General features: G+C 67.6%; 21 protein-coding genes and 1 tRNA gene. 14 read left to right on the top strand and 8 right to left on the bottom strand.

Annotation, left to right across the window (positions count from 1 at the left end; genetic code table 11):
• Positions 1 to 3: 3 nt before the first annotated feature.
• From nuoK to ACLJOO_RS06495, 5 genes are read left to right on the top strand one after another with little or no spacing between them, the layout of a single operon-like run.
• Positions 4 to 321 carry an NADH-quinone oxidoreductase subunit NuoK gene (gene nuoK, locus ACLJOO_RS06515; protein WP_410785889.1) on the top strand — a complete coding sequence of 106 codons (318 nt, stop codon included), beginning with the start codon at positions 4 to 6 and terminating at the stop codon, positions 319 to 321.
• Positions 318 to 2081 (top strand): NADH-quinone oxidoreductase subunit L, encoded by a 1764-nt coding sequence (locus ACLJOO_RS06510; protein WP_410785888.1) that lies wholly within the window; start codon positions 318 to 320, stop codon positions 2079 to 2081. Before nuoK ends, ACLJOO_RS06510 begins: the two co-directional genes overlap by 4 nt.
• Positions 2078 to 3580 carry a complex I subunit 4 family protein gene (locus ACLJOO_RS06505; protein ID WP_410785887.1) on the top strand — a complete coding sequence of 501 codons (1503 nt, stop codon included), beginning with the start codon at positions 2078 to 2080 and terminating at the stop codon, positions 3578 to 3580. Before ACLJOO_RS06510 ends, ACLJOO_RS06505 begins: the two co-directional genes overlap by 4 nt.
• Positions 3577 to 5028: an NADH-quinone oxidoreductase subunit N gene (locus ACLJOO_RS06500; protein WP_410785886.1), complete on the top strand. Its 1452-nt coding sequence runs from the start codon at positions 3577 to 3579 to the stop codon at positions 5026 to 5028. The genes ACLJOO_RS06505 and ACLJOO_RS06500 overlap by 4 nt, the downstream gene beginning before the upstream one ends.
• Positions 5029 to 5083: 55 nt before the next feature.
• The gene (locus tag ACLJOO_RS06495) at positions 5084 to 5524 is read left to right on the top strand and encodes a hypothetical protein (protein ID WP_410785885.1); all 441 of its coding nucleotides are present in this window, start codon (positions 5084 to 5086) and stop codon (positions 5522 to 5524) included.
• Here the strand turns inward: ACLJOO_RS06495 and ACLJOO_RS06490 are convergent.
• Positions 5511 to 6362: an arylamine N-acetyltransferase family protein gene (locus tag ACLJOO_RS06490; RefSeq protein ID WP_410785884.1), complete on the bottom strand. Its 852-nt coding sequence runs from the start codon at positions 6360 to 6362 to the stop codon at positions 5511 to 5513. The genes ACLJOO_RS06495 and ACLJOO_RS06490 overlap by 14 nt on opposite strands.
• A gap of 19 nt (positions 6363 to 6381) precedes the next feature.
• Here ACLJOO_RS06490 and ACLJOO_RS06485 point away from each other — a divergent pair, with 19 nt between their 5' ends.
• Together ACLJOO_RS06485 and ACLJOO_RS06480 are read left to right on the top strand one after the other, a co-directional pair.
• Positions 6382 to 6897 (top strand): GNAT family N-acetyltransferase, encoded by a 516-nt coding sequence (locus tag ACLJOO_RS06485; protein ID WP_410785883.1) that lies wholly within the window; start codon positions 6382 to 6384, stop codon positions 6895 to 6897.
• A gap of 18 nt (positions 6898 to 6915) precedes the next feature.
• Entirely contained in the window at positions 6916 to 7929 is a 1014-nt protein-coding gene (locus ACLJOO_RS06480) for a lactonase family protein (protein ID WP_410785882.1), read from the top strand.
• 9 nt (positions 7930 to 7938) lie between these two features.
• On the opposite strand, the gene ACLJOO_RS06475 is transcribed toward ACLJOO_RS06480, so the two are convergent.
• Both ACLJOO_RS06475 and ACLJOO_RS06470 read right to left on the bottom strand, forming a co-directional pair.
• The gene (locus tag ACLJOO_RS06475) at positions 7939 to 8235 is read right to left on the bottom strand and encodes a hypothetical protein (RefSeq protein ID WP_410785881.1); all 297 of its coding nucleotides are present in this window, start codon (positions 8233 to 8235) and stop codon (positions 7939 to 7941) included.
• Positions 8232 to 9098, bottom strand: coding sequence for a phytanoyl-CoA dioxygenase family protein (locus ACLJOO_RS06470; protein WP_410785880.1), 867 nt, complete (start codon positions 9096 to 9098; stop codon positions 8232 to 8234). The genes ACLJOO_RS06475 and ACLJOO_RS06470 overlap by 4 nt, the downstream gene beginning before the upstream one ends.
• 101 nt (positions 9099 to 9199) lie before the next feature.
• Here ACLJOO_RS06470 and ACLJOO_RS06465 point away from each other — a divergent pair, with 101 nt between their 5' ends.
• Positions 9200 to 10015, top strand: coding sequence for a helix-turn-helix domain-containing protein (locus ACLJOO_RS06465; RefSeq protein ID WP_410785879.1), 816 nt, complete (start codon positions 9200 to 9202; stop codon positions 10013 to 10015).
• Between the two features lie 10 nt (positions 10016 to 10025).
• Positions 10026 to 10757 carry a hypothetical protein gene (locus ACLJOO_RS06460; protein ID WP_410785878.1) on the top strand — a complete coding sequence of 244 codons (732 nt, stop codon included), beginning with the start codon at positions 10026 to 10028 and terminating at the stop codon, positions 10755 to 10757.
• A gap of 4 nt (positions 10758 to 10761) precedes the next feature.
• Here ACLJOO_RS06460 and ACLJOO_RS06455 read toward each other — a convergent pair whose 3' ends face one another.
• Both ACLJOO_RS06455 and ACLJOO_RS06450 read right to left on the bottom strand, forming a co-directional pair.
• Positions 10762 to 11322, bottom strand: coding sequence for a GNAT family N-acetyltransferase (locus tag ACLJOO_RS06455; RefSeq protein WP_410785877.1), 561 nt, complete (start codon positions 11320 to 11322; stop codon positions 10762 to 10764).
• A gap of 2 nt (positions 11323 to 11324) precedes the next feature.
• Positions 11325 to 12266 carry a phosphotransferase enzyme family protein gene (locus ACLJOO_RS06450; protein WP_410785876.1) on the bottom strand — a complete coding sequence of 314 codons (942 nt, stop codon included), beginning with the start codon at positions 12264 to 12266 and terminating at the stop codon, positions 11325 to 11327.
• An 80-nt stretch (positions 12267 to 12346) separates the two neighbouring features.
• On the opposite strand from ACLJOO_RS06450, the gene ACLJOO_RS06445 reads away from it, so the two are divergent.
• Positions 12347 to 12820: a DUF6882 domain-containing protein gene (locus ACLJOO_RS06445; protein ID WP_410785875.1), complete on the top strand. Its 474-nt coding sequence runs from the start codon at positions 12347 to 12349 to the stop codon at positions 12818 to 12820.
• Here ACLJOO_RS06445 and ACLJOO_RS06440 read toward each other — a convergent pair.
• Positions 12811 to 13302: a YajQ family cyclic di-GMP-binding protein gene (locus ACLJOO_RS06440; RefSeq protein WP_131286545.1), complete on the bottom strand. Its 492-nt coding sequence runs from the start codon at positions 13300 to 13302 to the stop codon at positions 12811 to 12813. The genes ACLJOO_RS06445 and ACLJOO_RS06440 overlap by 10 nt on opposite strands.
• Before the next feature lie 82 nt (positions 13303 to 13384).
• On the opposite strand from ACLJOO_RS06440, the gene ACLJOO_RS06435 reads away from it, so the two are divergent.
• Positions 13385 to 13467: transfer RNA gene (locus ACLJOO_RS06435), tRNA-Tyr, on the top strand.
• Positions 13468 to 13594: 127 nt separating this feature from the next.
• Here the strand turns inward: ACLJOO_RS06435 and ACLJOO_RS06430 are convergent.
• Entirely contained in the window at positions 13595 to 13882 is a 288-nt protein-coding gene (locus ACLJOO_RS06430; protein ID WP_410785874.1) for a hypothetical protein, read from the bottom strand.
• A 735-nt stretch (positions 13883 to 14617) separates the two neighbouring features.
• On the opposite strand from ACLJOO_RS06430, the gene ACLJOO_RS06425 reads away from it, so the two are divergent.
• Positions 14618 to 15535 (top strand): aminoglycoside phosphotransferase family protein, encoded by a 918-nt coding sequence (locus tag ACLJOO_RS06425; RefSeq protein WP_166679805.1) that lies wholly within the window; start codon positions 14618 to 14620, stop codon positions 15533 to 15535.
• Here ACLJOO_RS06425 and ACLJOO_RS06420 read toward each other — a convergent pair.
• Positions 15519 to 15824, bottom strand: a complete 306-nt coding sequence (locus ACLJOO_RS06420; RefSeq protein ID WP_410785873.1) for a hypothetical protein — start codon at positions 15822 to 15824, stop codon at positions 15519 to 15521. The two genes, ACLJOO_RS06425 and ACLJOO_RS06420, sit on opposite strands and share 17 nt — an antisense overlap.
• A 540-nt stretch (positions 15825 to 16364) precedes the next feature.
• Here ACLJOO_RS06420 and ACLJOO_RS06415 point away from each other — a divergent pair.
• Positions 16365 to 17597 carry an endonuclease/exonuclease/phosphatase family protein gene (locus ACLJOO_RS06415; RefSeq protein WP_410785872.1) on the top strand — a complete coding sequence of 411 codons (1233 nt, stop codon included), beginning with the start codon at positions 16365 to 16367 and terminating at the stop codon, positions 17595 to 17597.
• A 171-nt stretch (positions 17598 to 17768) separates the two neighbouring features.
• Positions 17769 to 21554 carry a phosphodiester glycosidase family protein gene (locus ACLJOO_RS06410; RefSeq protein WP_410785871.1) on the top strand — a complete coding sequence of 1262 codons (3786 nt, stop codon included), beginning with the start codon at positions 17769 to 17771 and terminating at the stop codon, positions 21552 to 21554.
• Positions 21555 to 21593: the final 39 nt, after the last annotated feature.

Genomic DNA, 21593 nt, shown 5'->3' with positions numbered 1-21593 from the left:
CGGATGCCGTTGGTTCTCCCGCTGCTGCTGGCCGTCGTCCTGTTCTGCATCGGCGTGTACGGCGTTCTCGCGCGCCGGAACGCGATCACGATGCTGATGGCGTTCGAGCTGATGCTGAACGCCGTGAACCTGAACCTGGTCGCCTTCGACGCGTGGCGGGTGGACGAAGCCACCGGGCAGACGCTCGCGATCTTCGTGATCACTTTGGCCGCGGCGGAGATCGGACTCGGCCTGGCGATCGTCCTGCTGCTGTTCCGCGGTCACGGCCACGTCGACGCCGATGCGGCCCGCGACCTTCTCGAGCGCGAGGAGGCGTCGTGATCGCCACCGTCTGGCGGGTGGCCGGCGTCGGCTTCTCGCTGCTGATCCTCCTGTTCGCCGCGCTCCTGTACGGCGCCACTCCGGACCAGTACGCGTTCCTGAACTCCCCGGTCGGCGACCTCACCATCGGCTTCGCGGTCCGCACCGACGACCTGACCGTCCTGCTGCTCGCGGTCGTCGGCGTGATCGCGACGTGCGTCCAGGTCTACTCACTCGGATACCTGCATCAGCGCGCGGCGTCGTACCACGCTCTGGTCACTCTGTTCACCGCGGCGATGGTGACCGTGGTGATCTCGGACAGCCTGTTCTTCCTGCTCATCGGCTGGGAAGTGATGGGCGCCTGCTCGTATCTGCTGATCGGCCACTACTGGGAACGCCGCGACGCTCGCTCGGGCGCGGTGAAGGCGTTCCTGATGACGCGGTTCGCCGACGTCGGGTTCCTGTTCGGAATCTTCGTGCTCGGTCTCGGGGCACACACTTTCCGGATTTCCGAAATCGATCCGGCTCGGATTTCCCCCGGCGTGCTCACGACCGGGACGCTGCTGCTCCTGGTCGGGGTCGTCGGGAAGTCGGCACAGGTCCCGTTGCAGACCTGGCTCCCGGATGCGATGCCGGGCCCGAGCCCGGTCAGCGCCCTGATCCACGCCGCCACGATGGTTGCCGCGGGCGTGTTCCTGATCGCCCGTATGTACAACGTTTTCTCGGCCTCGACGACGACGCTGACGGTGCTGGCGATCGTCGCCTGCGTGACGATGCTGTTCGCCGCTCTCTGCGCGTCCGCGGCGGTCGAGGTGAAGCGGGTCCTCGCCTGGTCGACGGTGAGCCAGCTCGCGATCATGTTCTCCGCGTTGTCCCTCGGTACGGCGGACGGCCGGCACGCGGCGCTCTTCCATCTCGTCACGCACGCCGCGTTCAAGGGCCTGCTGTTCCTCTGCGCCGGCGTACTGCTGCACCAGGTCGGCAGCGCGGCCCTCGTCGTGCTGCGTCGGTACACGCGCCGCGGAAAGTTGCGGAAAGCGCTGCAGGTCACGTTCCTGACGATGACGGTCGGTCTCGCGGCGTTGGCCGGCGTACCCGGGTTCGCCGGCTTCTTCTCCAAGGACACGGTGATCGAGGCGGCCTGGGAGAAGGCGCACGACGGGTCGGTCGTCGGCTGGGTGGTGCTGATCTCGGTCTGCTTGACCGCGGCGTTGACCGCGTTCTACTGCGTGCGGTTGTGGCTCTGGACCTTCTTCCGTACGCCGGCGCTCGCCGGCGGCATCGGTGCGTTCGAGGACGGCGACGCGGCGGCCGATCTCGACGAGCCCGACAGCTCCAAGCTCCGCGACGCGCCCTGGGTGATGCTCGCGCCGCTCGTTCTCCTCGCAGTCGCCGCGATCGCGCTCGGGTACGCCGACGGCGTGCATCTCAACTGGGTGATCGGGCTGATCTCGACCGCGCTCGTGCTCCTCGGCGCGCTCCCGGCGTACTCGCTGTGGCGGCGTGGGGCAGATCCGCGGCCGCTCCTGCTGGAGCGTGAGTTCGGCGTTGATCCGGCGTACCACGGTCTGGTCGTCGTGCCCGTGCGGTGGCTGGCGAAGCTGACCGTGGCGGGGGATCGCGATGTCGTCGGGGCTTACGTCCGCGCGGTCGGCCGGACGGGGATGCTGGCTTCGCAGGGGTTCCGGCGGCTGCAGACCGGGAACGTGCAGACCTATCTCACCGCGGCCGTCATCGGCGTCGTCGCGCTGGCCGTGCTGGCGGGGGTGATCGGCTCGTGAACGCGATCCTGCTGGCGATCCTCGTGTTGCCGCTCCTGGCCGCGGGCGCGCTGTGGTCGGTCCCGGCGGTGATCGGGGACCGGTTGGCGGCGGCGTACGGATCGGTGATCTCCGGGCTCGTGCTGGTCGGGTCGGTGCTGCTCTGGCCGCAGAACGGCGGCTGGTTCGCGTACGGGCCGCAGGACGCACCCGCGACCGAGATCGACGTCGCATGGATCCCGTCGCTCGGGGTCCGGTTCCATCTAGGGGTCGACTCGATCTCGGTGCCGCTGATCGTGCTCACCGCGCTGCTGACCTTCCTCTGCTGCCTGTACTCGCTGAAGATCACGCCGCGGATCGGCCGGACCCGGTCCCTGATCGCGCTGCTGCTGGTCATCGAGACCGGCGTGATCGGAACGTTTTCCGCGCTGGACCTGGTGCTGTTCTTCGTCTGCTTCGAGATCGTGCTGATCCCGATGTGGCTGGTCATCGACATCTGGGGCGACCACCACGACCCGGCCGGACGGAAACGCGCCGCGAACACTTTCGTACTGATGACCGTGTTCGGTTCCGCGCTGATGCTGCTCGGATTTCTGCTGGTGCAGCGGGTGGCGGGCACCCTCGACATCGTCGAGCTGACCAGTTCGCCGGTCGCCGGCGGTCACGGGATCCCGTTGGTCGCGGCGCTGCTGATCGCGATCGGGCTGGCGGTGAAGGTGCCGCTCTGGCCGCTGCACATCTGGCTGCCGGACGCGCACGCGAAGGCGCCGACGGTCGGCTCGGTGCTGCTGGCCGGCGTACTGCTGAAGCTGGGGACGTACGGCATGATCCGGATCCTGGTGCCGGTGCTGCCGGACGCGACGGCGACGATCGCGCCGTACCTCGGGGCGTTCTCGACCGTGGCGATCGTCGCGGGCTCGCTCGCCTGCCTGGCGCAGACCGACGTGAAGCGGCTGATCGCGTACTCGAGCGTCGGGCACATGGGGTTCATCGGGCTCGGGATCTCGACGCTGTCGCCGGCCGGTCTGCGCGGCGCGCTGTTCGCGAACATCGCGCACGGGCTGATCACCGGGCTGCTGTTCTTCCTGGCCGGTGCGATCAAGGACCGTCACGACACCAGCGACCTGCGCGCGATCGGGCGGGCGCTGTACGCACGGTTGCCGCGGATCGCCGCGCTGCTGACGTTCGCCTGTCTCGCGTCGCTCGGGCTGCCGGGACTGGCCGGGTTCTGGGGCGAGATGCTGGTCCTGCTCGGCGCGTACCACCCGGCGCCTTGGTTGCCCCGGACAACGTTCCTGGTGTTCATGGTGATCGCCGGACTCGGAACTGTGCTCACTGCCGCGTATTTCCTGCGGCTGGTCCGCAACCTGTGCCAGGGCGACCCGGCCGAGAACCCGCCGGCCGCGTTCGCGGTCGATCTCAGCCGCATCGAGCTGGTCACCTGGGCGCCGCTGATCACGTTGACCGTGCTGCTCGGCGTCTGGCCCGGGCTCCTCCTGCAGCAATGGGGTGCCCTGTGACGCTGACGTGGACCGATTGGCAGGCGATCGCGGTACCGCTGGTGCTGGCGATCGGCGCGGTCGCCGTACTGCTCGTCGACAGCTTCTGGAAGAGTGCCTCGGCCGAGCTCCGGCACACTGTGGTCACGCTGCTGACCAGCGTGGTGATCTTGTTCGGGCTCGTGTTCGTGTGGGCGCATCGGGACGACTTCAAGCCCGCGTTCTGCCGGCCCGCGGTCGAAGGGCCGGCGCAGTGCAGCCTGGTCTTCGAACCGCTGACGGCCGGGCTGTGGGCGGTGCTGCTGATCGGCGGGCTCGGCGTCGTCGGACTGTCGGCGTACCGCTTGCTGGCCGCGGACATACCGATCGGGGAGTACCACTTCCTGCTGCTGAGCGCGCTGACCGGTGCGACGGTGCTCGCGGGTGCGCGGGATCTGGCGACGCTGGTGATCGCACTCGAGGTGGTGTCGCTGCCGAGCTTCGCGATGGTCGCGCTGCGGCGGGACCGGCGCGGGTCCGAGGGCGCGATGAAGGCGTTCCTGGTGTCGGTGCTGTCCACGGCCGTAATGCTGTTCGGGGTTTCCTACCTGTACGGCGTGACCGGGTCGCTGTACCTGTCCACGATCGCGAACCGGCTGACCGGGCTGGATCCGGATCTCGCGCGGGTGGCGTTCGCGGCCGCCCTCTTCGTGATCGTCGGCTTCGCGTTCAAGATCGCGGCGGTGCCGTTCCACGCGTGGCTGCCGGACACGTACGTCGGCGCGCCGGTCGAGGTGACCACGTTCCTCGCAGTCGTGTCGAAGTCCGCCGGCGTCGCCGGGCTGCTCGTGCTGGTGACGTCGGGGATCGCGCCGACCGGTTCACAGCTGCGTACGGCGGTCGCGATTCTGGCGGCCGTGACGATGACGGTCGGAAACCTGGCCGCGCTGCGTCAGGTCGAGGCGGTTCGGCTGCTCGCCTGGTCGTCGATCGGGCAGGTCGGGTTCCTGCTCGCACCGTTGGCCGCCGCGGACGCGCAGGCGGTCGTCGGGTACTTGGCGGCGTACGTCGTGGTCACGCTCGGCGCGTTCGGGGCGGTCGCTGTCGTGCAGCGTCATCGTCCGGGTGGTCTGCTGACCGATTACCGCGGCATGGTCCGGTCCGAGCCCGGACTGGCCGCGGCACTCATCTTCTTCCTGGTGGTCCTGGCCGGCCTGCCGCCGGGTCTCGCGGGCCTGTTCACCAAGTTTGCAGCGTTCCAGGCCGTCATCGACGCACACCTCGGCTGGCTCGCGATCGTCATGGCCCTCAACGTGATGATCGGCCTCGCCGTCTACCTGCGCTGGGTCGCGGAACTGTTCCGCCTCCCCGCCGACGACCCCTTCTCGGTGGACATCGAGACCCCGGCCGTCACGATGATCTCCCTCTGCACTGCGGTGGCCGCCGTACTCTCGGTCCTCCCGAGCATCATGTTCGCGCTCGCCACCTGACAGTTTCCGGCCATCACCGGCTCAGGCGTGCGTGCTCGTAGATAGCGTGTTCCGCGTGATCACACGAGGAGTTGCCGGACTGGCACTGCTGCTGACGCTCGTCGCCTGCAGCGGACCGGACGAGACCCCTGCGAGCACTCCGTCCAACACACCGACCAGCGCGCAGATGCCGGCGGCCAAGGACGGACAGAACTACAAGGCTTGTGATGACGGGGTCTGTGAGGTGCTGATCCGCACGAAAGCGGCTCTCAACCTCAAAGGGGACAAGTTCACGGCGACGGTCGTGGGCGGCACGCTCAAGCTGACCGACTCCAAGGGATACATCTCCTTGAGCAGGAACGGGAGCGGCGCCAGCCGCACTGGCGGCGGTAGCACCGGGGGAGCGGCCGGTGGCATCGCCGGGGTCAGTTGGAGCGACCAGGGCGGCCCGCTGCACATCGCCACCCTGGCGTACGCCGAAGGCGACACCGTCATCGTCAACTTCACGACGAAGTAGCCCGCGCCTGGAACTCCTCGTACTGCGCCCAGACCCGGCGCCACAGGGTGTCGCGGTCGGCAGCGGAGTAGTGCGGGAGGGGTAGCCGGAAAACGTCCGCGAGCGCGGTGAAGTAGTCCGTGGGGTTCTCGAGCAGCGTGCTGTCGACGTGGTCGGAAAACGTTTCGCTCAGGCCGACGGAACGCAGTACGACAACGCTTTCCGGCGTACGGCGGAACGCGGACGCCAACCGTACGAAGGGGGACGTGGGGTCGGCGGAAAGCGCTGCATGCTGGGCTGCGAACGCGTCGAGGGCGACCGGGGCCGACTCGAAGTCCATGCCGATCAGGCTCGCGCGCGGATCGTGGTCGAGCCGCCAGCCGTCGGTCTTCTCGGACGGGCGGAGCCGCAAGGTGAACGGATACTGCTCCATCTCGCCGGTCTCCAGCGGCATCGGGAAGCGCAGACCATCACCGAGGCCGGCGTCGACGAGCCACTGGCGTTCAGGATCCTCGATCAGCCCGCTGACCGTCAGCACCAGGTGGCTGCCGTCGATGTCGCCGGGACGGTTGACGGTCTGTACGCCGCCGCGGTGCATCTGGACGTGGTACCCGAGTTCGGTCAGCAGCACTGCGAAGGTGCCGTTCAGCTGGAAGCAGTACCCGCCGGTCTCCCGCGCGATGATCCGCTTCGCCACATCCTCCGGCTCCAGTGGACCGCCCGGCGTGAGCTGATACTGCACGGTCTCGTACGGCACCTGGTCCACGTACGCGGCGTGCAACTGCGTCAGCGCCTCCAGTCGCGGCGGACCGTCGTACCCGTCGATTCCGATGCGCTGCAGCAGCGCCTTGGTATCCATGCGCCTTAGGCTAGGCGAGGTGATCAGCGTCCTCGACCGAGATTCAGCGCTCGCGATCGCGTACGAACTCGGCGAGGTGTACGCCGCCGCGTTCGATGACGGTGACGCCGAGAACTTCGCGACCGAGATGCTCCCGAAGCACTCGGCCCGCGACGACTTCAAGTTGGTGGCGGCTGATCGGGACGGCCGTGTCGTCGGGCTCGCGTACGGGTTCACCGGACACCGCGGGCAATGGTGGGCGGACCGGGTCGCCGACGCGGCCGGCCCGGAACTCGCGGCGGAATGGATCGGCGGGCACTTCGAGGTCGTCGAGCTCGCCGTACTCCCGGACGCTCAGCGGCAGGGCATCGGGACCGCGCTGATGCAGGAGCTGATGCGCGATCTGTCGAACCCGCGGGCTCTGCTCACGACGTACGCCGACGACCGTCCGGCACCGCGCCTGTACCGACGGTTGGGATGGCGGCTCCTCGTCCCGGACCTCGGCTGGGGCTCGGCGCTCTATGGTCTGGACAGGGGCGTGCCCGTCGGCTCCTGACCTGGCAGGGTATGGCCCATGACTTCTGAGCGGATCTATGTCGGGAGCTATACCAGTCAGGCCGGCGGTGGGGACGGGATCGCATTCGGTCCGCTGGACGGGATCGTCACAGTGGCAACGATCGCCGACCCGTCGTTTCTGGTCATTTCCGCGGACGGGCGGTTCCTCTACTCCACCGACGAGGAGGACAACGGCCGGGTGGCGGCGTTCGCGATCCAGCCGGACGGCGGTCTCGAACTGCTCAACGAGCAGCCGACCGGCGGCGTGCACCCGTGCCACCTGGACATCGACCCGTCCGGCCGGTTCCTGCTGTCGGCGAACTACACGTCCGGGTCCGTTGCCGTCCACCCGCTGAACGAGGACGGTTCGCTGGGCGAACGCGCGTACTTCGTGCAGCGCTCCGGCACCGGGCCGAACGCGGAGCGCCAGGAAGGGCCGCACGCGCACCAGATCGCGTTCGACCCGGCCGGAGCGTACGTGTTCGACATCGACCTCGGCTCCGACACGGTCTACTCGTCGACACTGGGCGAGGACGGTGTGTTGCACGAGGTCGACCAGCTGCGCATCCACCCCGGCGCCGGCCCGCGGCACATGGTGTTCCACCCGGCGGTGGACGCGGCGTACGTGATCAACGAGCTCGACTCGACGCTGACCGTCTGCAGCTACTCCGACGGGAAGCTGCAGGTCGTGCAGACCGCCTCGACCCGGCCGGCCGACTCGCCGGGCGAGAACTTCCCGGCCGAGCTGCTGATCTCCGCCGACGGCCGGTTCCTGTACGGGTCGAACCGCGGCGACAACACCATCGCGGTGTTCGAGACCGCCGCCGACGGGCAGTCGGTCGAGCTGGTGCAGACCATCTCCTCCGGCGGGGACTGGCCCCGGCACCTTGCCTTCGGCAACGACGGGGAAACGCTGTACGCCGCGAACGAACGCTCCGACCAGATCGCGACGTTCAGCATCGACAACGGCCAGCTGACCGCTCAAGGTGAGCCGGTCAGCTGGCCGAAGCCGGTGTGCGTAGTGCCCGTCTAGGTCTCGCTGCTAGACGAGCTTCTCGAAGAAGAACTCGTGCTTGAGGAAGGACACGTCGTACTCGTGACCCGGGTACGGCGGGTTCAGCTGGGACGCCTGGAAGAGGCGCCACCCGTCCTTGAGTGCGTCCAGCCCGGTCTCGTACGGCGGTACGTCGCTGTCACCCGTCGTGGGGTGCGTCTCGCCCGTGCCGTCGTACGTCGACCAGCCGATCACGCGCGCGTCCAGCGCGGAGGAGGCCAGGTAGAGGACCAGCACCTGCTGACGCAGTCCGGTCTGGATGGGGTTCTCTGCGGTGGCGGTCATACCATCTCCTTCTTGCCCTTGGCGTGCGGGTTGTTGGCGCGGTCGGTCACGACACGCTGCGGCCGGTTCGAGACGCGGGTGACCCAGTAGTTCGGGTCGTAGGTGTCGTCGCCGCTGATCGCGCGCCACATGATGATGCGGTTGTACTTCTCCAGCCGGCCGGTGGCGTTCTCGTACCAGGGGAACGACTGGTCCAGCTCGCGCGCGACCTCCTCGTCGTACAGGTCGTCGGTGTTCCAGAGCCGGACCTGGCGGACGGTCGGGTTGAACCGGATCTTGAACATGTAGCGGTCGAGGTCGCTGTCGTTCTTGCGGCCGCCGTGCCAGATGCCGTGGTGCAGGAATTGGACGGTGCCGGCCGGGCAGACCAGGCGGGTCTGACCGCGCAGGTTCTGGTAGCGGCCGGTGTCGGACTCGTTGGTCCGGCGCAGGTGGCTGCCGGGGACGCTGAGCGTGCCGCCCATCTCGAGCGTCACGTCCTGCGGGTAGTACATGAGCTGTACGTCGAAGGCGTCCGTGCGGACGTCGATGATCGCGTCGCCGTGCAGGTTCTGCGCCTCGCCCTCGTGGGCCTTGCGGATATGGACCGCGTGGTGGTCGACGGTCGGCTCCGGGCCGACCAGGCTGTGGATCGCGCCGGCCACCTCGGGCAGCTGCACCAGCCGCTCGACGAACTCGCTGTCCGTGAACGCCTCCGACAGCGGGGTGCCGTACGGAACGCCCGGAATGCCGGCTTTCAGGACCTCGATCGCCTGCTGGTTCATGTCGTCCGGTACGACGGCGTCCATCCGGAGCGCGCCGGTGGCCACGAACTGGGCCATCTGTACCGAGGTGAGCAGGTTCTTGCGATGCGGATGGGGCATGGAGACTCCCATGGTGGGTAGTGGTTGCTACTCCACCAGGCTAGGTGGAGATAGCGTTTCCCCGCGTTGGCTGTGTTCACCACTACTGGTAATTTTTCACCATGGTCGAGTTGCATCTCGCGCAACCGCCGGAAGTGGCGAACTCCGGCGCGGGCATCCACGGCGTCCGCGGGCTGCGGGACCGGTTCCGGTTGCCGGACCTCTGGCAGCTGCACCTGTTCAACTACTCGGCCGAGCTGACGCTGCTCGGTACGACGTATTCCGTGGCGCCCGGCTACGTCTCGCTGACGCCGGCGGGGACCCAGGTGCAGTTCGACTACCGCGGGCGTTCCGAGCACCTTTACGTGCATTTCCGCCCGGTCGTCGCGGGCGATCCGTCGGACGTTCCCGTCGTACAGGATGCCGGTGCGGCCGCACCGCTGCTGTCCGCTCTGCTCAGGTCCGCGATCGAGTCGTCTCCGTCCGGTTCGGCCCGCACGGCCGCGGAGGTATGGACGGCACTGTGGCGGATCGCCGAGCTGACGCCGCCGACCACCGAGGCCGGTCATCCAGCGGTTGCCGCCGCGGTCTCGTACATCGAGGCCAACCTCGCCCAGCCGCTCGCCGTACCCGACCTGGCCCGCCTCGCCGGCGTCTCCCACAACCACCTGACCCGCCTGTTCCAGGAGGAGACCGGGACAACCGTCATCGCGTACCTGCGCCGGCGCCGGATGGCGCGGGCGCGGCACCTGCTGGTCTCGTCGACGCTGTCGATTCCGGCAATCGCCGCTTCGGTCGGGATTTCCGACCTGCAGGCGTTCAACAAGACCTGCCGCCGGGAGCTGGGCGCATCACCCCGGTCGGTGCGGCAGACCGCGGGAGAAACTGTTTCAGGAACACGGAAAATGCAGCTGCGGAAAACGTTGCACGACCGCTAGCGTTCCGCGCATGTACGAGCTGATTCCGGTCGCCCAAGGCCCGCAGTACGACGACGAGGCCGAGCAGCGGTTCGCCGAGGAGTGGCCGGAGTTCATCTTCCACGACGAGGGCGTGAAGCCGTACCGAGAGCGACGGGTCGAGTACTTCCGCGACTGGGAGTTCTACCTCGTCGCCGAGGACCGGCTGATCGCCGGGTGCTGGGGTGTGCCGATCGCGTGGGACGGCACGGTGGCGGATCTTCCCGGCGGGTTCACCGATTCGCTGGGGCGCTCGGTGACGTCGTACGAGGAAAACGTCGTACCGAACACGTTCGTGCTGATGGCGGCCGCCGTACGGTCCGACGAACAGGGCCGCGGCCACGCCGGCCGGGTGATCACCGCGGTCCGCGACCGCGCCGTCGCCAACGGTCTGGGCCAGGTCATCGCACCCGTCCGCCCGACGCTGAAGTCGCGCTACCCGCTGACCCCCATCGAGACGTTCATGACCTGGACGCGTGCGGATGGCCTCCCGCTCGACCCGTGGCTCCGCACGCACGTCCGCCTGGGAGCGACCCTCCTCGCGCCCGCCCCCGCTTCCCAGACCATGACCGGCACCGTCGAGGACTGGGAGAAGTGGACCAAGATGCCCTTCCCGTCCACCGGCACGTACACGATCCCGGAAGGCCTGACCACCCTCGCCATCGACCGCGACGCCGACACCGGCGTCTACGTCGAACCCAACATCTGGCTCCGCCACGCCTGACGCCTCACCGGCGTGCCTGCCACTCGTCGGCCAGGATCGCGTAGACGAACTGGTCGCTCCATTCGCCCTTGAAGATCTCGTCATGCCGGAAATGAGCCTCGCGTCGCAGCCCGAGCTTCTCCAGCACCCGGGCCGAGCCGACGTTCCGGGAGTCCAGGCGGCCGATGATCCGATGCAGGCCGAGCCCGGCGAAACCAAGGGACAGCACCGCTTCGGCCGCCTCGGTCGCGAACCCGCTGCCGTGCTGGTCCGGATTGATCACGAAGCCGATCTCGCCCTGCTGATGTTCGTCGCTCAGCCACTGCAGGTGAACCTCGCCGATCACCCGGTCCAGCTGCGACCAGACCACGGCGAGCGAGATGGTCTGCCCGACGACGTCGAGCCTGGATTCGCTGATCTTGCGCTCGAGTACCTCCCGCACCTGCTCGGGGCTTTCCGGCTCGGCGTACAGGTAGCGGGTCACGTCGTCGCGGGAGCGGATCGCGTACAGATCGTCGAAGTCCGACAGCGTGAAGGGCCGCAACAGCAAACGAGCGGTGCGGAGCGGATAGTCGGGCCGGAGCATCGTCAGCGCATTTCTCGAGAAACCGCTAGCGCTGCTAGGCCCTCAGCGAGGATGCCCCTGGTGACCTGGAGGGCGTAAGCCTCGTCGGGCCCGGTGATGGCCTGGTGGGACCAGCCGACCACGTCCTCGTACGCCCGGACGTGGCGGTAGTAGTGGACAGCATCCTGATCGAGCGTGTGTGGGCCGTAGCCGGCCAGGAAGGCGTCCTGCTGCGCGGAGGTCGTGGGGCCGACCTCACCCATGCCGCCGAGCATGAACATCAGATCTTGTTCACGGGGCGCGTAGATGACGTCGTCCCAGTCGATCAGGTGCAGCCCGTCGTTGACCAGGACGTTGCCGAGATGCGGGTCGCCGTGGCACACGACCCGCAGGCCGTCCGGCGCGGGCGGCCGGTTGGTGAGCAGGTCCTCGATCACGTGCTCGTACTGCTTCCACACCGCCGCGAGCTCCTCCTCGACCTCCCCCGCTGGGTTCTCGAGCCGCGTACGGACCTCCTCCGCGAGCGCCGGCGTACGCGCATCGATGTGACTGTGCTTCGGCAACGCGTCCCGCAGCTTCATTGGCGGCTCGGCGTCGTGCACACGCCGCAGCAGTACGCCGTACTCCGACCACTGCTCGTCCGTCAGCCCGGACTCAGCCGCCCGCGGACCGTCGATCCACGGCGTGATCGTCAACCGCTTCTTCGCGTGCACACTCCACAGCCCGCCCTCGGACGTCCGGATCAACTCTGGTACGCCGAGCAGCCCGCTGTCGGCCAGAAACGCCGCGACCTGATGCCCCGTGTTCGTACCCGCGCCACTCCACTTCACGGCGTACGTGTTGGTCGCCGTAGCCGCCCGCCACACCTGCGCGGCAATGTCCGCGCCGTGCACCACGGGTGTGAGCTCCACCACCTCAAGCCCGAAGTCCGCCAGCAACCACTTCCGCATCAACGTCTCACCCACACTCGCCAGCATGCCCGCCAACCAGCCCACCCGCGACCGATTACCGGGCAGTGCCCTCGTGGGCTGGAACGATCGCTCGGATGGAACACGAACATGCTGACTGGGAGGCCGTCGTACAGGCGGCTCATCACCGAGCCGCGGACCTTCAGGAGCGCCTGATCGGGCGGCTCGGCGAGGATGTGCAGTACTCCTGGGACCTCGAGCAGGCCGCCATCACCTGGTCACGGGCAGGTGCCGAGATCTGCAGCGCGCGGCTCACCCTGATCGGCTCGGTCAGCCTGACCGAATCGACCTGGCTCTGGTCGTGGGCCAACGACTCGCTACCACGCAGCGCGGTCGGCGACATGGACACGGTGCGCCAGTACGGCGAACTGCACGGGTTCCCGGTCTTGCCGTGGGAGTCGTTCGACCATCATCCGGCGCTGGTCAGGGAGGCCAGGCTGGTGTCAGCCGCCGTACTGGACGCCGTCGGTCTGTGGACCGACCAGACCGGCGACATCCAGCTGCACTTCCTGCTCCACGACCTCAGCTCACCTGGAGCGGATCAGCGGTAGTTGACGAACTGGACCGCGAAGTCGAGGTCCTGGCCCTTGATCAGCGCCTGGACCGCCTGCAGGTCGTCGCGGCTCTTGCTGGAGACACGCAGCTCCTCACCCTGGATCTGGGCCTTGACACCCTTCGGGCCCTCGTCGCGGATCAGCTTGGACAGCTTCTTCGCGTTCTCCTGGGTGATGCCGGCGTCGATCGTGGCGTTGATCTTGTAGATCTTCCCGGACAGCTTCGGGTCGTCCGCCTGCAGACCCTTGAGCGAGATCTGCCGCTTGACCAGCTTGTCCTTGAACACGTCGAGTACGGCGTTCACCCGCTCCTCGGTGCTCGCCTGCAGGTCGATCGCCTCACCGGACCACTTGATCCCGGCATCCACGTTCTTGAAGTCGAACCGCTGGCTGATCTCCTTCGCCGCCTGGTTCACGGCGTTGTCCACCTCCTGACGGTCCACCTTGTTCACGATGTCGAAGGAGGACTCCGAAGCCATGGGCACATCCTTTCCGATTTGCTGTCAGGGCCACTACCTGTTGTATCGTCTCCCACGCCGGTTCACGAACCGGCAGCACCCTGGCGGGTTGCCCGAGCGGCCAAAGGGAGCAGACTGTAAATCTGTCGGCGTATGCCTACGCAGGTTCGAACCCTGCACCCGCCACAAGCGCTAAAACAGCCCCTGACCTGCGGAAACGCAGGTCAGGGGCTGTCTTCGTCTGTCCGGCCACGTCCGGCCAAATCCGGGCCACCACGGCTGTCCGTGCGGAATACGTGAGGAAGTTTGAACGCTAGGCGGCCCGCTCGTCCGGCGCGTCCCTCAGTGCCGCCTCGACTCGCCGCCGGGCGATCTCGTCTTGTCCATCGACGCACTTCGCGTAGACCTTCAGCAGGACGTTCACGCTGTGCCCTGCCCACTCGGCTACCTGTGTCGCGGGGACGCCAGCGTTCAGCCACAGCGACACTGCCGCATGTCGGAGGTCGTACGGCCGCTGGGCGAGCGGCGTCGCGGCTTGGGTCTCTCCGAGAGCCTTCGCTCTGGCCTTTGCCCAGACCCGGGCATAGGTGTTCGAGGACACCGGATTGCTGTACGGCGGAGGTAGGGGGATGCCCGCCCGGCCAGTGCGGCTGACGAACACAATCTATCTGTTCCAACTGTCGACTGAGGGGTGGGAAGCATTCCGTCGCCGTCCACCCCTCATCGCGGGCTGTAATTGAGGCCGAGTCGTGCTCGTAGGCGTCCTGCCGAATCAGTAATCCAATCGGTTAGTACAGCGTTGCTTGTAAAGCTCCACCGCCTTGGTCAAAAGAACATGGCTCGCCTTAGTAACCCACCACACTTTCATAAGAGTGTTCGTTAGCCGAAGACGCACCACTTCGGGGTCGTGGATCGGGAATTCTTCCTTCTCCAAGAAAGCGAGCGCTGCCCATGAGCGACCATGCGCGAAGCCCGCGCAGCTACGCCACGCGGCTAGGGGCAGGAACCTATTGTCGGCGACCTTGGAAGCCTCTTTGACGACGTCGGTGACGATGAAAGGAGGAAGCGTCGGCGGACCTCCTGCCGCGACTGAAATCCGCTGCATCTTCGCGAGTCGATCTGCCAGTGGAGTCGCAGCATGTGCGCCTAGCTCGCTTGCCATGGTGTCGCCATCTCGTGCGTCCTTGGCGGCCAGCGAGAGCCTGCGCGTGACTCTGGTTGACCGTGATGCCGGTGCGAGCATCCAAATCGCGGTTGCCGTTGCCTCTAACTGTGTGTTGGGAAAGCCACTGCTGCGTAATAAAGTAATGAAATGGCAAGAGCACACACAGGCAAGATGCCGAATGACCAGGTTCTGCGCTGGGCGGCCGACGCGGTTGGCGGGACGAGCGTCGTTTCGTCCGAGGGCCTGACCCGCGGCGAGCACCGCCCTTCGGGCACGTTCCGCCTGGGAATCGAAGGACCGGCGGCCCGGACCAGGGACGTGATCTTGAAGGTCCCTGTCCGGGGATGGATCGCCGCCGCGTGGGTGATCACGAACGCACGCGCGCTTCAGCTGGCCGAGACTCATGGCCTGGCCGCGCCGCGGCTGATCGCTGCGGATCTCGACGGGAAGGCGAGCGGAACCGTCGCCACCCTGGAGACCTTCCTGCCCGGCAGCGCCGGTCTCTCGCCGACGGTTTCGGTCGCCCGGCTCCGCGAAGCGGGAGCGGCCCTTGCCAGGGTCCACGCCTTCAGGCTGGTTCCGCAGGCCCACCTGCCATACCGGCCCCGGCCGTGCGCCGTCGACGACCGCGCCGATGAACGCTGGCGAGGCCTGATGCCGACCACACCTTTGCTGCAGCAGGCCGACGAGCGGGTCAGGTCGCACGGGATGCCGGCAGTCGCGTCGGTGTTCGTGCATGGTGACGCCTGGGGCGGCAACATGCTGTGGGAGGGTGACCGTTGCGTTGCGCTGATCGACTGGAATACAGCCGGGGCTGGTAATCCGGGCGTCGATCTCGGCAGCCTGCGGATGCAGATGACCCTTCAGTACGGCCAGGACGCGCCGTCCCATGTGTTGGAGGGCTGGGAGCGGCAGGCGGGCCGGGAGGCAGTCGGCGTGCCCTACTGGGATGCCGTGGCCGCGTTGAACACGCCGACAGTGATGGACGGTTGGGCGGGATTCGCCGACGACGGTAGCCTCCTGGGCGCCGCTGCCGTCACCGAAAGGCGCGACGCTTTCCTTCGCACCGCTCTCAGTCAGTGGTCATAAAGTGGTCGCGCGTGCCGAAATCGACGCTGCTCTCCACTTGGGGGCCTGTAAAGGCCGGGCGGGCGAGGGAAAACGGCGCACCGTTGTGGAGAGCGCCCGCATCGCGCACCAGGGCATGAATGGCATGCATGTGGTCGACTGCCACGCCGATCTGTTGGGTCACTGCATGCGATACCTGGTACGGATCGGCCTTGGCATCGTCCCCAGCGAGAGAGCTGCGATGCTGCACATCGAATTGGCTCGATTCCATGTCGTCGAATATTTTCTGAACCTCAACGACATCGTCCAAGATCCTGACAAGGTCCCGGGTCGCCTCGGCCTCGTCTAGTTTCGGCCTCGTTGTCATACCGAGCACATCGACGGGTACCGAGGGATTGTTACGCCTCGCTGTCGCTTCTGGCCGCTTGAGCGGCTGGGGGGGGCCGTACATGGCGGTTGTGCGGAATCTGTGCGGATGAGTTGTGATCGGGACCTTCGTGCCCAGGTCAGAGCGAGGGCATCACCCCTCTGTAAATCTGTCGGCGTATGCCTACGCAGGTTCGAACCCTGCACCCGCCACGAAGGCGATGGGCGAGGTGTGTCGCGCAATTCTTGCGCTGACCGCCTCGCCTTCGTCATTTGTGCGGCTTCGCTGCGCTCGCCGCGGGCGGGGGCTTCGCCACCCACACCCCCTTGCGCCTTCGCTTCGCTCGGCTTCGGTGGCTGGCCTGGGCAGGACGCTCGGGTGCGGGGTTGGATTGGGCAGCGGGGGAGAGTTCACTCGGTATTCAGGCTGGGGTGGTGCTGTGCCCGTTAGCGTGTGCGCCATTCCGGTTTAGGGAGGGGCAGTATGCGTAGGACGCGTGTTCTGGCGATTGGTTTGGTCGCTGGCCTTGGTTTTGGTACGGCGTTGGTGGCGCCGGGTACTGCGGTCGGTACCTCGGGTGAGGGCGGCACAGTCCGGTTCGCGACGTACAACGCGAGTCTGAACCGGGGGGCGGCGGGGCAGCTCGTCGCAGATCTCAGCACCCCGGCGAACGCGCAGGCCGGCGCGGTTGCCGAAGTCATTCAGCGGGAGCGGCCTGACGTCCTGCTGATCAACGAGTTCGACTACGTGCCGGGGCAGCGGGCGGCCGATCTGTTCCGGTCGAACTACCTCGAGGTCGGCCACAACGGTGCCGCGCCCATCCACTATCCGTACGTGTACGTCGCGCCGTCGAACACCGGCGTACCGAGCGGGTTCGACCTCAACAACGACGGCCAGGTCAGCGGGGGCGACGACGCGTTCGGCTTCGGAGTGTTCGAGGGGCAGTACGGGATGGTCGTGTACTCGCGCTACCCGATCGACACCAAGCACGTGCGGACCTTCCAGCTGTTCAAGTGGAGGGACATGCCCGGCGCGATGCTGCCGGACAACCCCGCCACGCCCGCGCCGGCCGATTGGTACACGCCGGCGGAACTGAACGTCTTCCGGCTGTCGAGCAAGTCGCACTGGGACCTGCCGATCGAGATCGGGCACCGCACCGTGCACTTCCTCGTCTCGCACCCGACGCCGCCCACCTTCGACGGGGCCGAGGACCGCAACGGCACCCGGAACCACGACGAGATCCGGTTCTGGGCCGACTACATCCAGCCGAGCCGCTCGTCGTACATCTACGACGACAAGGGCCGGTACGGCGGTCTGCGGCCGGGCAGCCCGTTCGTCATCGCGGGTGACCAGAACAGTGACCCGGTGGACGGGGATTCGGTACCGGGTGCGATCCAGCAGCTGATCGACAACCCGCGGATCATCGACCCGCAGCCGTCGTCGGCCGGCGGTGCCGAGGCCGCCGTACTCCAGGGTGGGGCGAACACCGCGCACAAGGGCGATCCGAAGTACGACACCGCGGACTTCGCCGACTCGGCGCCGGGCAACCTGCGGGCCGACTACGTGCTGCCGTCGACCCAGTTGAAGCCGGTGCGCACGGGGGTCTTCTGGCCGGTCCAGGCGGATCCGCTGTTCCGGCTGACCGGGGTCTTCCCGTTCCCGACCAGCGACCACCGCTCGGTCTGGCTCGACGTCCGCGTGCCCGGCCGGCACTGAGCCCCGCCGCTCAGGTCGATGTAAGACGTCTACGTGTTGACGTAGGTATGTCGTCAGTGGTTTACCGGGATGTCGTCGAGGCCGAGAACGGTGAGTGGTTGTGCCGCCTTGGGTGCGGTGTGGCTGGGGGGCTGGTGCCTGGTCCGGTTCGTGAGAAAGTACGGGTCGACGATGAAGATTCATCGCTTGACGGGTGGGGTCGCGGCTGTTGTGGCCGCGGGGCTGCTGTGGTCAGTGCCTGGTGTGGGGTTCGCGGACGATCATCCAGTCGCCGGTCTGGCGCTGGTTGATACGACCGAGAAGGTCGGGCCGGGGATTTCGCTCAACCACGTGAAGAGTGTTGATCAGCGGGGATGGGTCGATGCGCAGTACCTGACGATCGATCTGTCCGGCAAGGCGGTCAGTACCGATCTGCTGACGTCGGGGCCGGTCGCGTCGGGTGGGCCGCTGAGTGCGGCCGCCAACAAGGCCGGTGCGGTAGCCGGTGTGAATGGCGAGTTCTTCGACATCGGTAACAGCAATGCTGCGCTGGGTGGTGAGGTGCAGAACGGGCATTTGCTCAAGTCGGCTGACGCGAGCGGGCGGCAGCACGTCGGTGTCAGCAAGGACGGAATTGCTCAACTGGTCGACCTGGCGGTCGATTCGACCGCTACGTTCTCCGGAGCTGATCACAAGGTGCTGACCGTCAACGCCGCGAACGGTGGTGGCGTTCCGGTCGACGGTCTGGTCGCGTACACCCCGATCTGGGGCGAGTACAGCCGCAACCGCGGCTTCACGACCGTTGCTAACAGCAACATCGCCGAAGTACTCGTTCAGAACGACAAGGTTGTCTCGGTGAGCCCGGCGGGGCCGGCGGGTTCCGGCCCGATCCCGACCGACGGGTTCTCTCTGGTCGGGCGGGATGCCGCCGCGACGGCGCTCCGGGCGTTGCAGCCGGGCGACGCGCTCAGCCTGCACTACGAGCTCGCGAACGAGCTGGCCAAGTCGATGAAGTTCGCGCTCGGCCAGGGCGGCACGATCGTCCGCGACGGCAAGGTCGTGCCTGGTCTCGACCGGTCCGTCGCACCGCGGACGGCACTCGGCTTCAAGGACGGTGGCCGGACGCTCGTGCTCGCCACCTGGGACGGCCCGGGCGGCACGGGCAAGGGCGGTGTCGGCATCGACCGCGAGGCCCAGGACCTGGCCGACCGAGGGATCCAGACCGCCGTCAACCTGGACGGCGGCGGCTCGACCACGATGGTCGCGCGGTCCCTCGGCGAGGACGGTACGACGGTCCGCAACAACCCCTCGGACGGTCAGGAACGCAACGACCCGAACGGGGTCGGCGTCTTCGTCAGCCCCGGTGACGGGAAGGTCCACCAACTGCTGCTGAGGCCGGGTGCAGGTCAGGCGGCCGGGGACGGCGGCCTGAAGGTCTTCCCAGGCCTGCACCGCCGACTTGCCGTGAAAGCGATTGACGACCACCTGACTCCGGTCGCGGTCGACCCGCGACGGCTGGCGTGGAAGGCGAAGGGGGGCAACATCAAGGACGGTGTGCTGATCGCGTCGCACAGCGGCCCGATCGCGGTCAGTGCGTCGATCGGCCGGGTCCAGAGCACCGAGCGGGTCGACGTACTCCGGCCGCTGAAGAGTCTGGAGCTCTCGACCAACCGGTTGTCGATCACGGAGGCGACGGCTGCCAACGCCGTGAGCGTGGCGGTCACCGGTCGCGACGATCAGGGCTACACCGCTCCGGTCGACCCGCGGGACCTCCGGCTGGACTACGACCACAGCGTCGTCGACGTCCAAGCGGTCGACGGCAAGCTCAGGATCACTCCGCTCACCAGCGCCGGCACGGTCCTCACGATCTCGGCCGCGGGCCGGTCGGTGAAGTTGCCGATCACGGTCGGCGTCCAGACGAAGATCGTGTACGAATTCGACGACGACGTACTGCAGCGCTGGAACAACAACAGCACGGCGGCCACCACGCGTTCGGTCGACCCTGACGGACTGCGCGTCGACTTCCCTGCGATGCGGAACGTCGGGATCTCGGCGAACGGCGCGGCCAATCGGATCCAGGTGCCGGGGCAGCCGTTGCGGCTCCGGCTGCGGATCAAGTCGAGTATCGACGTACCGAACGGGCTCGACTACGTCGGCCTGTTGGACGGGAACGGCAAGGCCCTCGGCGTGTACGGCACCGGGCTGAAGGCAGGCCCGGACTACCAGAACGTCACCTGGACGCTGCCGGCGAACACGGTGTACCCGATCTCGATCGCGTCGTTCCAGGGGATCAACACCGCGACCGCGCAGCAGAAGGCCGGCACGTTCGTGCTCGACCGGTTCGAGGCCGACGTACCGACGTCGATCGAGCTGCCGGCCCAGCCGGATCTGGTCGCCGACCCGCTCGTGTCGACCGACGGCAAACTGGCGAGCGGTCACGGTACGTGGAAGTTCGCGACGCTGTCCGATGTCCAGTTCACCGCCGACAACCCGGCGCTCTCGCAGGTCGCAACGGCGGCGCTCGCGCGGATCCGGAAGACGCACCCGGACCTGGTGGTGCTGAACGGCGACATCACCGACCGCGGTCTGCCGCAGGACCTGTCGCTCGCACGGCAGGTGCTGACCGACGCGGGCTGTGACCTGATCCCGGTCGGGCAGGAGCCGGCCCCGAACAGTACGCCGAAGGGCAGCACCGTCCCGTGCTACTACGTGCCGGGCAACCACGAGTCGTACGGCCTCAACAACACCCAGTTGGATCTGACCAATTTCACCAACGAGTTCGGTCAGCCGTACCGCACCTTCGACCACAAGGGCACGCGGTTCGTCCTGCTCGCCAGCTCGCTCGGCACGCTGCGTACCTCGGCCTGGGACCAGTTGCCGATGCTGAAGCAGGCGCTCGCCGGCGCGGCGTCCGACCGGTCGATCCGCAACGTGATGGTCTTCGCCCACCACCCGGTCGACGACCCGGAGGAGACGAAGTCCAGTCAGCTCGGCGACCGTGACGAGGTCGCGCTGATCGAGAAGCTGCTGACGAACTTCCGGAACACCACGAAGAAGGGTGCGGCGATGGTCGGCTCGCACGCGCAGGTGGTGAACGTCCACCGCGTCGAGGGCGTGCCGTACACGGTGCTCCCGTCGTCCGGCAAGAACCCGTACGGTACGCCGGAACGCGGCGGCTTCACGGGATGGGTCGACTGGTCGGTCGACGCCCGCCGTACGGCGGACCAGCAGTGGCTGGAGGCCGACGTACGGGCGTTTGCGCAGTCGGTCACGCTCAACGCGCCGACCGCACTGCCCGCCGGTACATCGACCCAACTCAGCGGCAGCATCGTGCAGCCGGAAGGCGTCGGCAACGGCACCCGCGTGGTACCGCTGCGCTACCCGATGTCGGTGCACTGGACCGGCTCGTCCAACCTCGCGATCGGTTCAACGGCCGACGAGGGCCGCCGGGCCGGCAAGGTCGCGGTGCTGGACCCGGCGACCCGGACCCTGACAGCACTCCGTCCCGGCCGGATCACCGTCTCGGTGACGAACGACTCGATGCGCCCGTACACCGGCGACGCCTCGTTGGCCCCGGTGACGGCCTCGGCCACCATCGAGGTCGGTCGCGCGGCCGCCGGGGCGGTGTTGAGCGCCGAGACACCGGTCTTCACCAACCAGCCCGTCGAGGTCTCGGGCCAGGTGCGGACGGTCTCGGTCAAGAACGTCGGGACCGAGCCGCTGCGGATCGGGGCGGCGCGGATGGCCGGCCGGCAGGTCGCGTTCCGCATCGAACGCGACAACTGCGGGACCAAGCCGGTCACTGCCGGCGGAAGCTGCACGGTCGACGTTCGGTTCGCACCGACAGCGGCCGGCGTCACGTCGTACGCTCAGCTGCTGCTCACCGACGACACCGGCCGAACCGTCGGCACCGTCGGCCTGACCGGTCGCAGTACCAGCCTGAACTGGGACAAGACGGTCCTGCAACCGGCTGAGTAAGGACTGCCGACCGTCCCTGACCTGCGGAAGCGCGGGTCA

The sequence above is a fragment of the Kribbella sp. C-35 genome (assembly GCF_046549195.1).
Taxonomy (GTDB): Bacteria; Actinomycetota; Actinomycetes; order Propionibacteriales; family Kribbellaceae; genus Kribbella.
The sequence above is the reverse complement of the archived record's forward strand: the minus strand, read 5'-3'. Positions and strand labels throughout refer to the sequence as shown.

Excerpts from the sequence above, each read along its gene's own strand:
- nuoK (WP_410785889.1), top strand. The coding sequence starts at position 4 with ATGCCGTTGGTTCTCCCGCTGCTGCTGGCCGTCGTCCTGTTCTGCATC.
- ACLJOO_RS06490 (WP_410785884.1), bottom strand. The coding sequence starts at position 6,362 with ATGGATACCAAGGCGCTGCTGCAGCGCATCGGAATCGACGGGTACGAC.
- ACLJOO_RS06480 (WP_410785882.1), top strand. The coding sequence starts at position 6,916 with ATGACTTCTGAGCGGATCTATGTCGGGAGCTATACCAGTCAGGCCGGC.
- ACLJOO_RS06475 (WP_410785881.1), bottom strand. The coding sequence starts at position 8,235 with ATGACCGCCACCGCAGAGAACCCCATCCAGACCGGACTGCGTCAGCAG.
- ACLJOO_RS06470 (WP_410785880.1), bottom strand. The coding sequence starts at position 9,098 with ATGCCCCATCCGCATCGCAAGAACCTGCTCACCTCGGTACAGATGGCC.
- ACLJOO_RS06465 (WP_410785879.1), top strand. The coding sequence starts at position 9,200 with ATGGTCGAGTTGCATCTCGCGCAACCGCCGGAAGTGGCGAACTCCGGC.
- ACLJOO_RS06460 (WP_410785878.1), top strand. The coding sequence starts at position 10,026 with ATGTACGAGCTGATTCCGGTCGCCCAAGGCCCGCAGTACGACGACGAG.
- ACLJOO_RS06455 (WP_410785877.1), bottom strand. The coding sequence starts at position 11,322 with ATGCTCCGGCCCGACTATCCGCTCCGCACCGCTCGTTTGCTGTTGCGG.
- ACLJOO_RS06445 (WP_410785875.1), top strand. The coding sequence starts at position 12,347 with ATGGAACACGAACATGCTGACTGGGAGGCCGTCGTACAGGCGGCTCAT.
- ACLJOO_RS06440 (WP_131286545.1), bottom strand. The coding sequence starts at position 13,302 with ATGGCTTCGGAGTCCTCCTTCGACATCGTGAACAAGGTGGACCGTCAG.
- ACLJOO_RS06425 (WP_166679805.1), top strand. The coding sequence starts at position 14,618 with ATGCCGAATGACCAGGTTCTGCGCTGGGCGGCCGACGCGGTTGGCGGG.
- ACLJOO_RS06415 (WP_410785872.1), top strand. The coding sequence starts at position 16,365 with ATGCGTAGGACGCGTGTTCTGGCGATTGGTTTGGTCGCTGGCCTTGGT.
- ACLJOO_RS06410 (WP_410785871.1), top strand. The coding sequence starts at position 17,769 with ATGAAGATTCATCGCTTGACGGGTGGGGTCGCGGCTGTTGTGGCCGCG.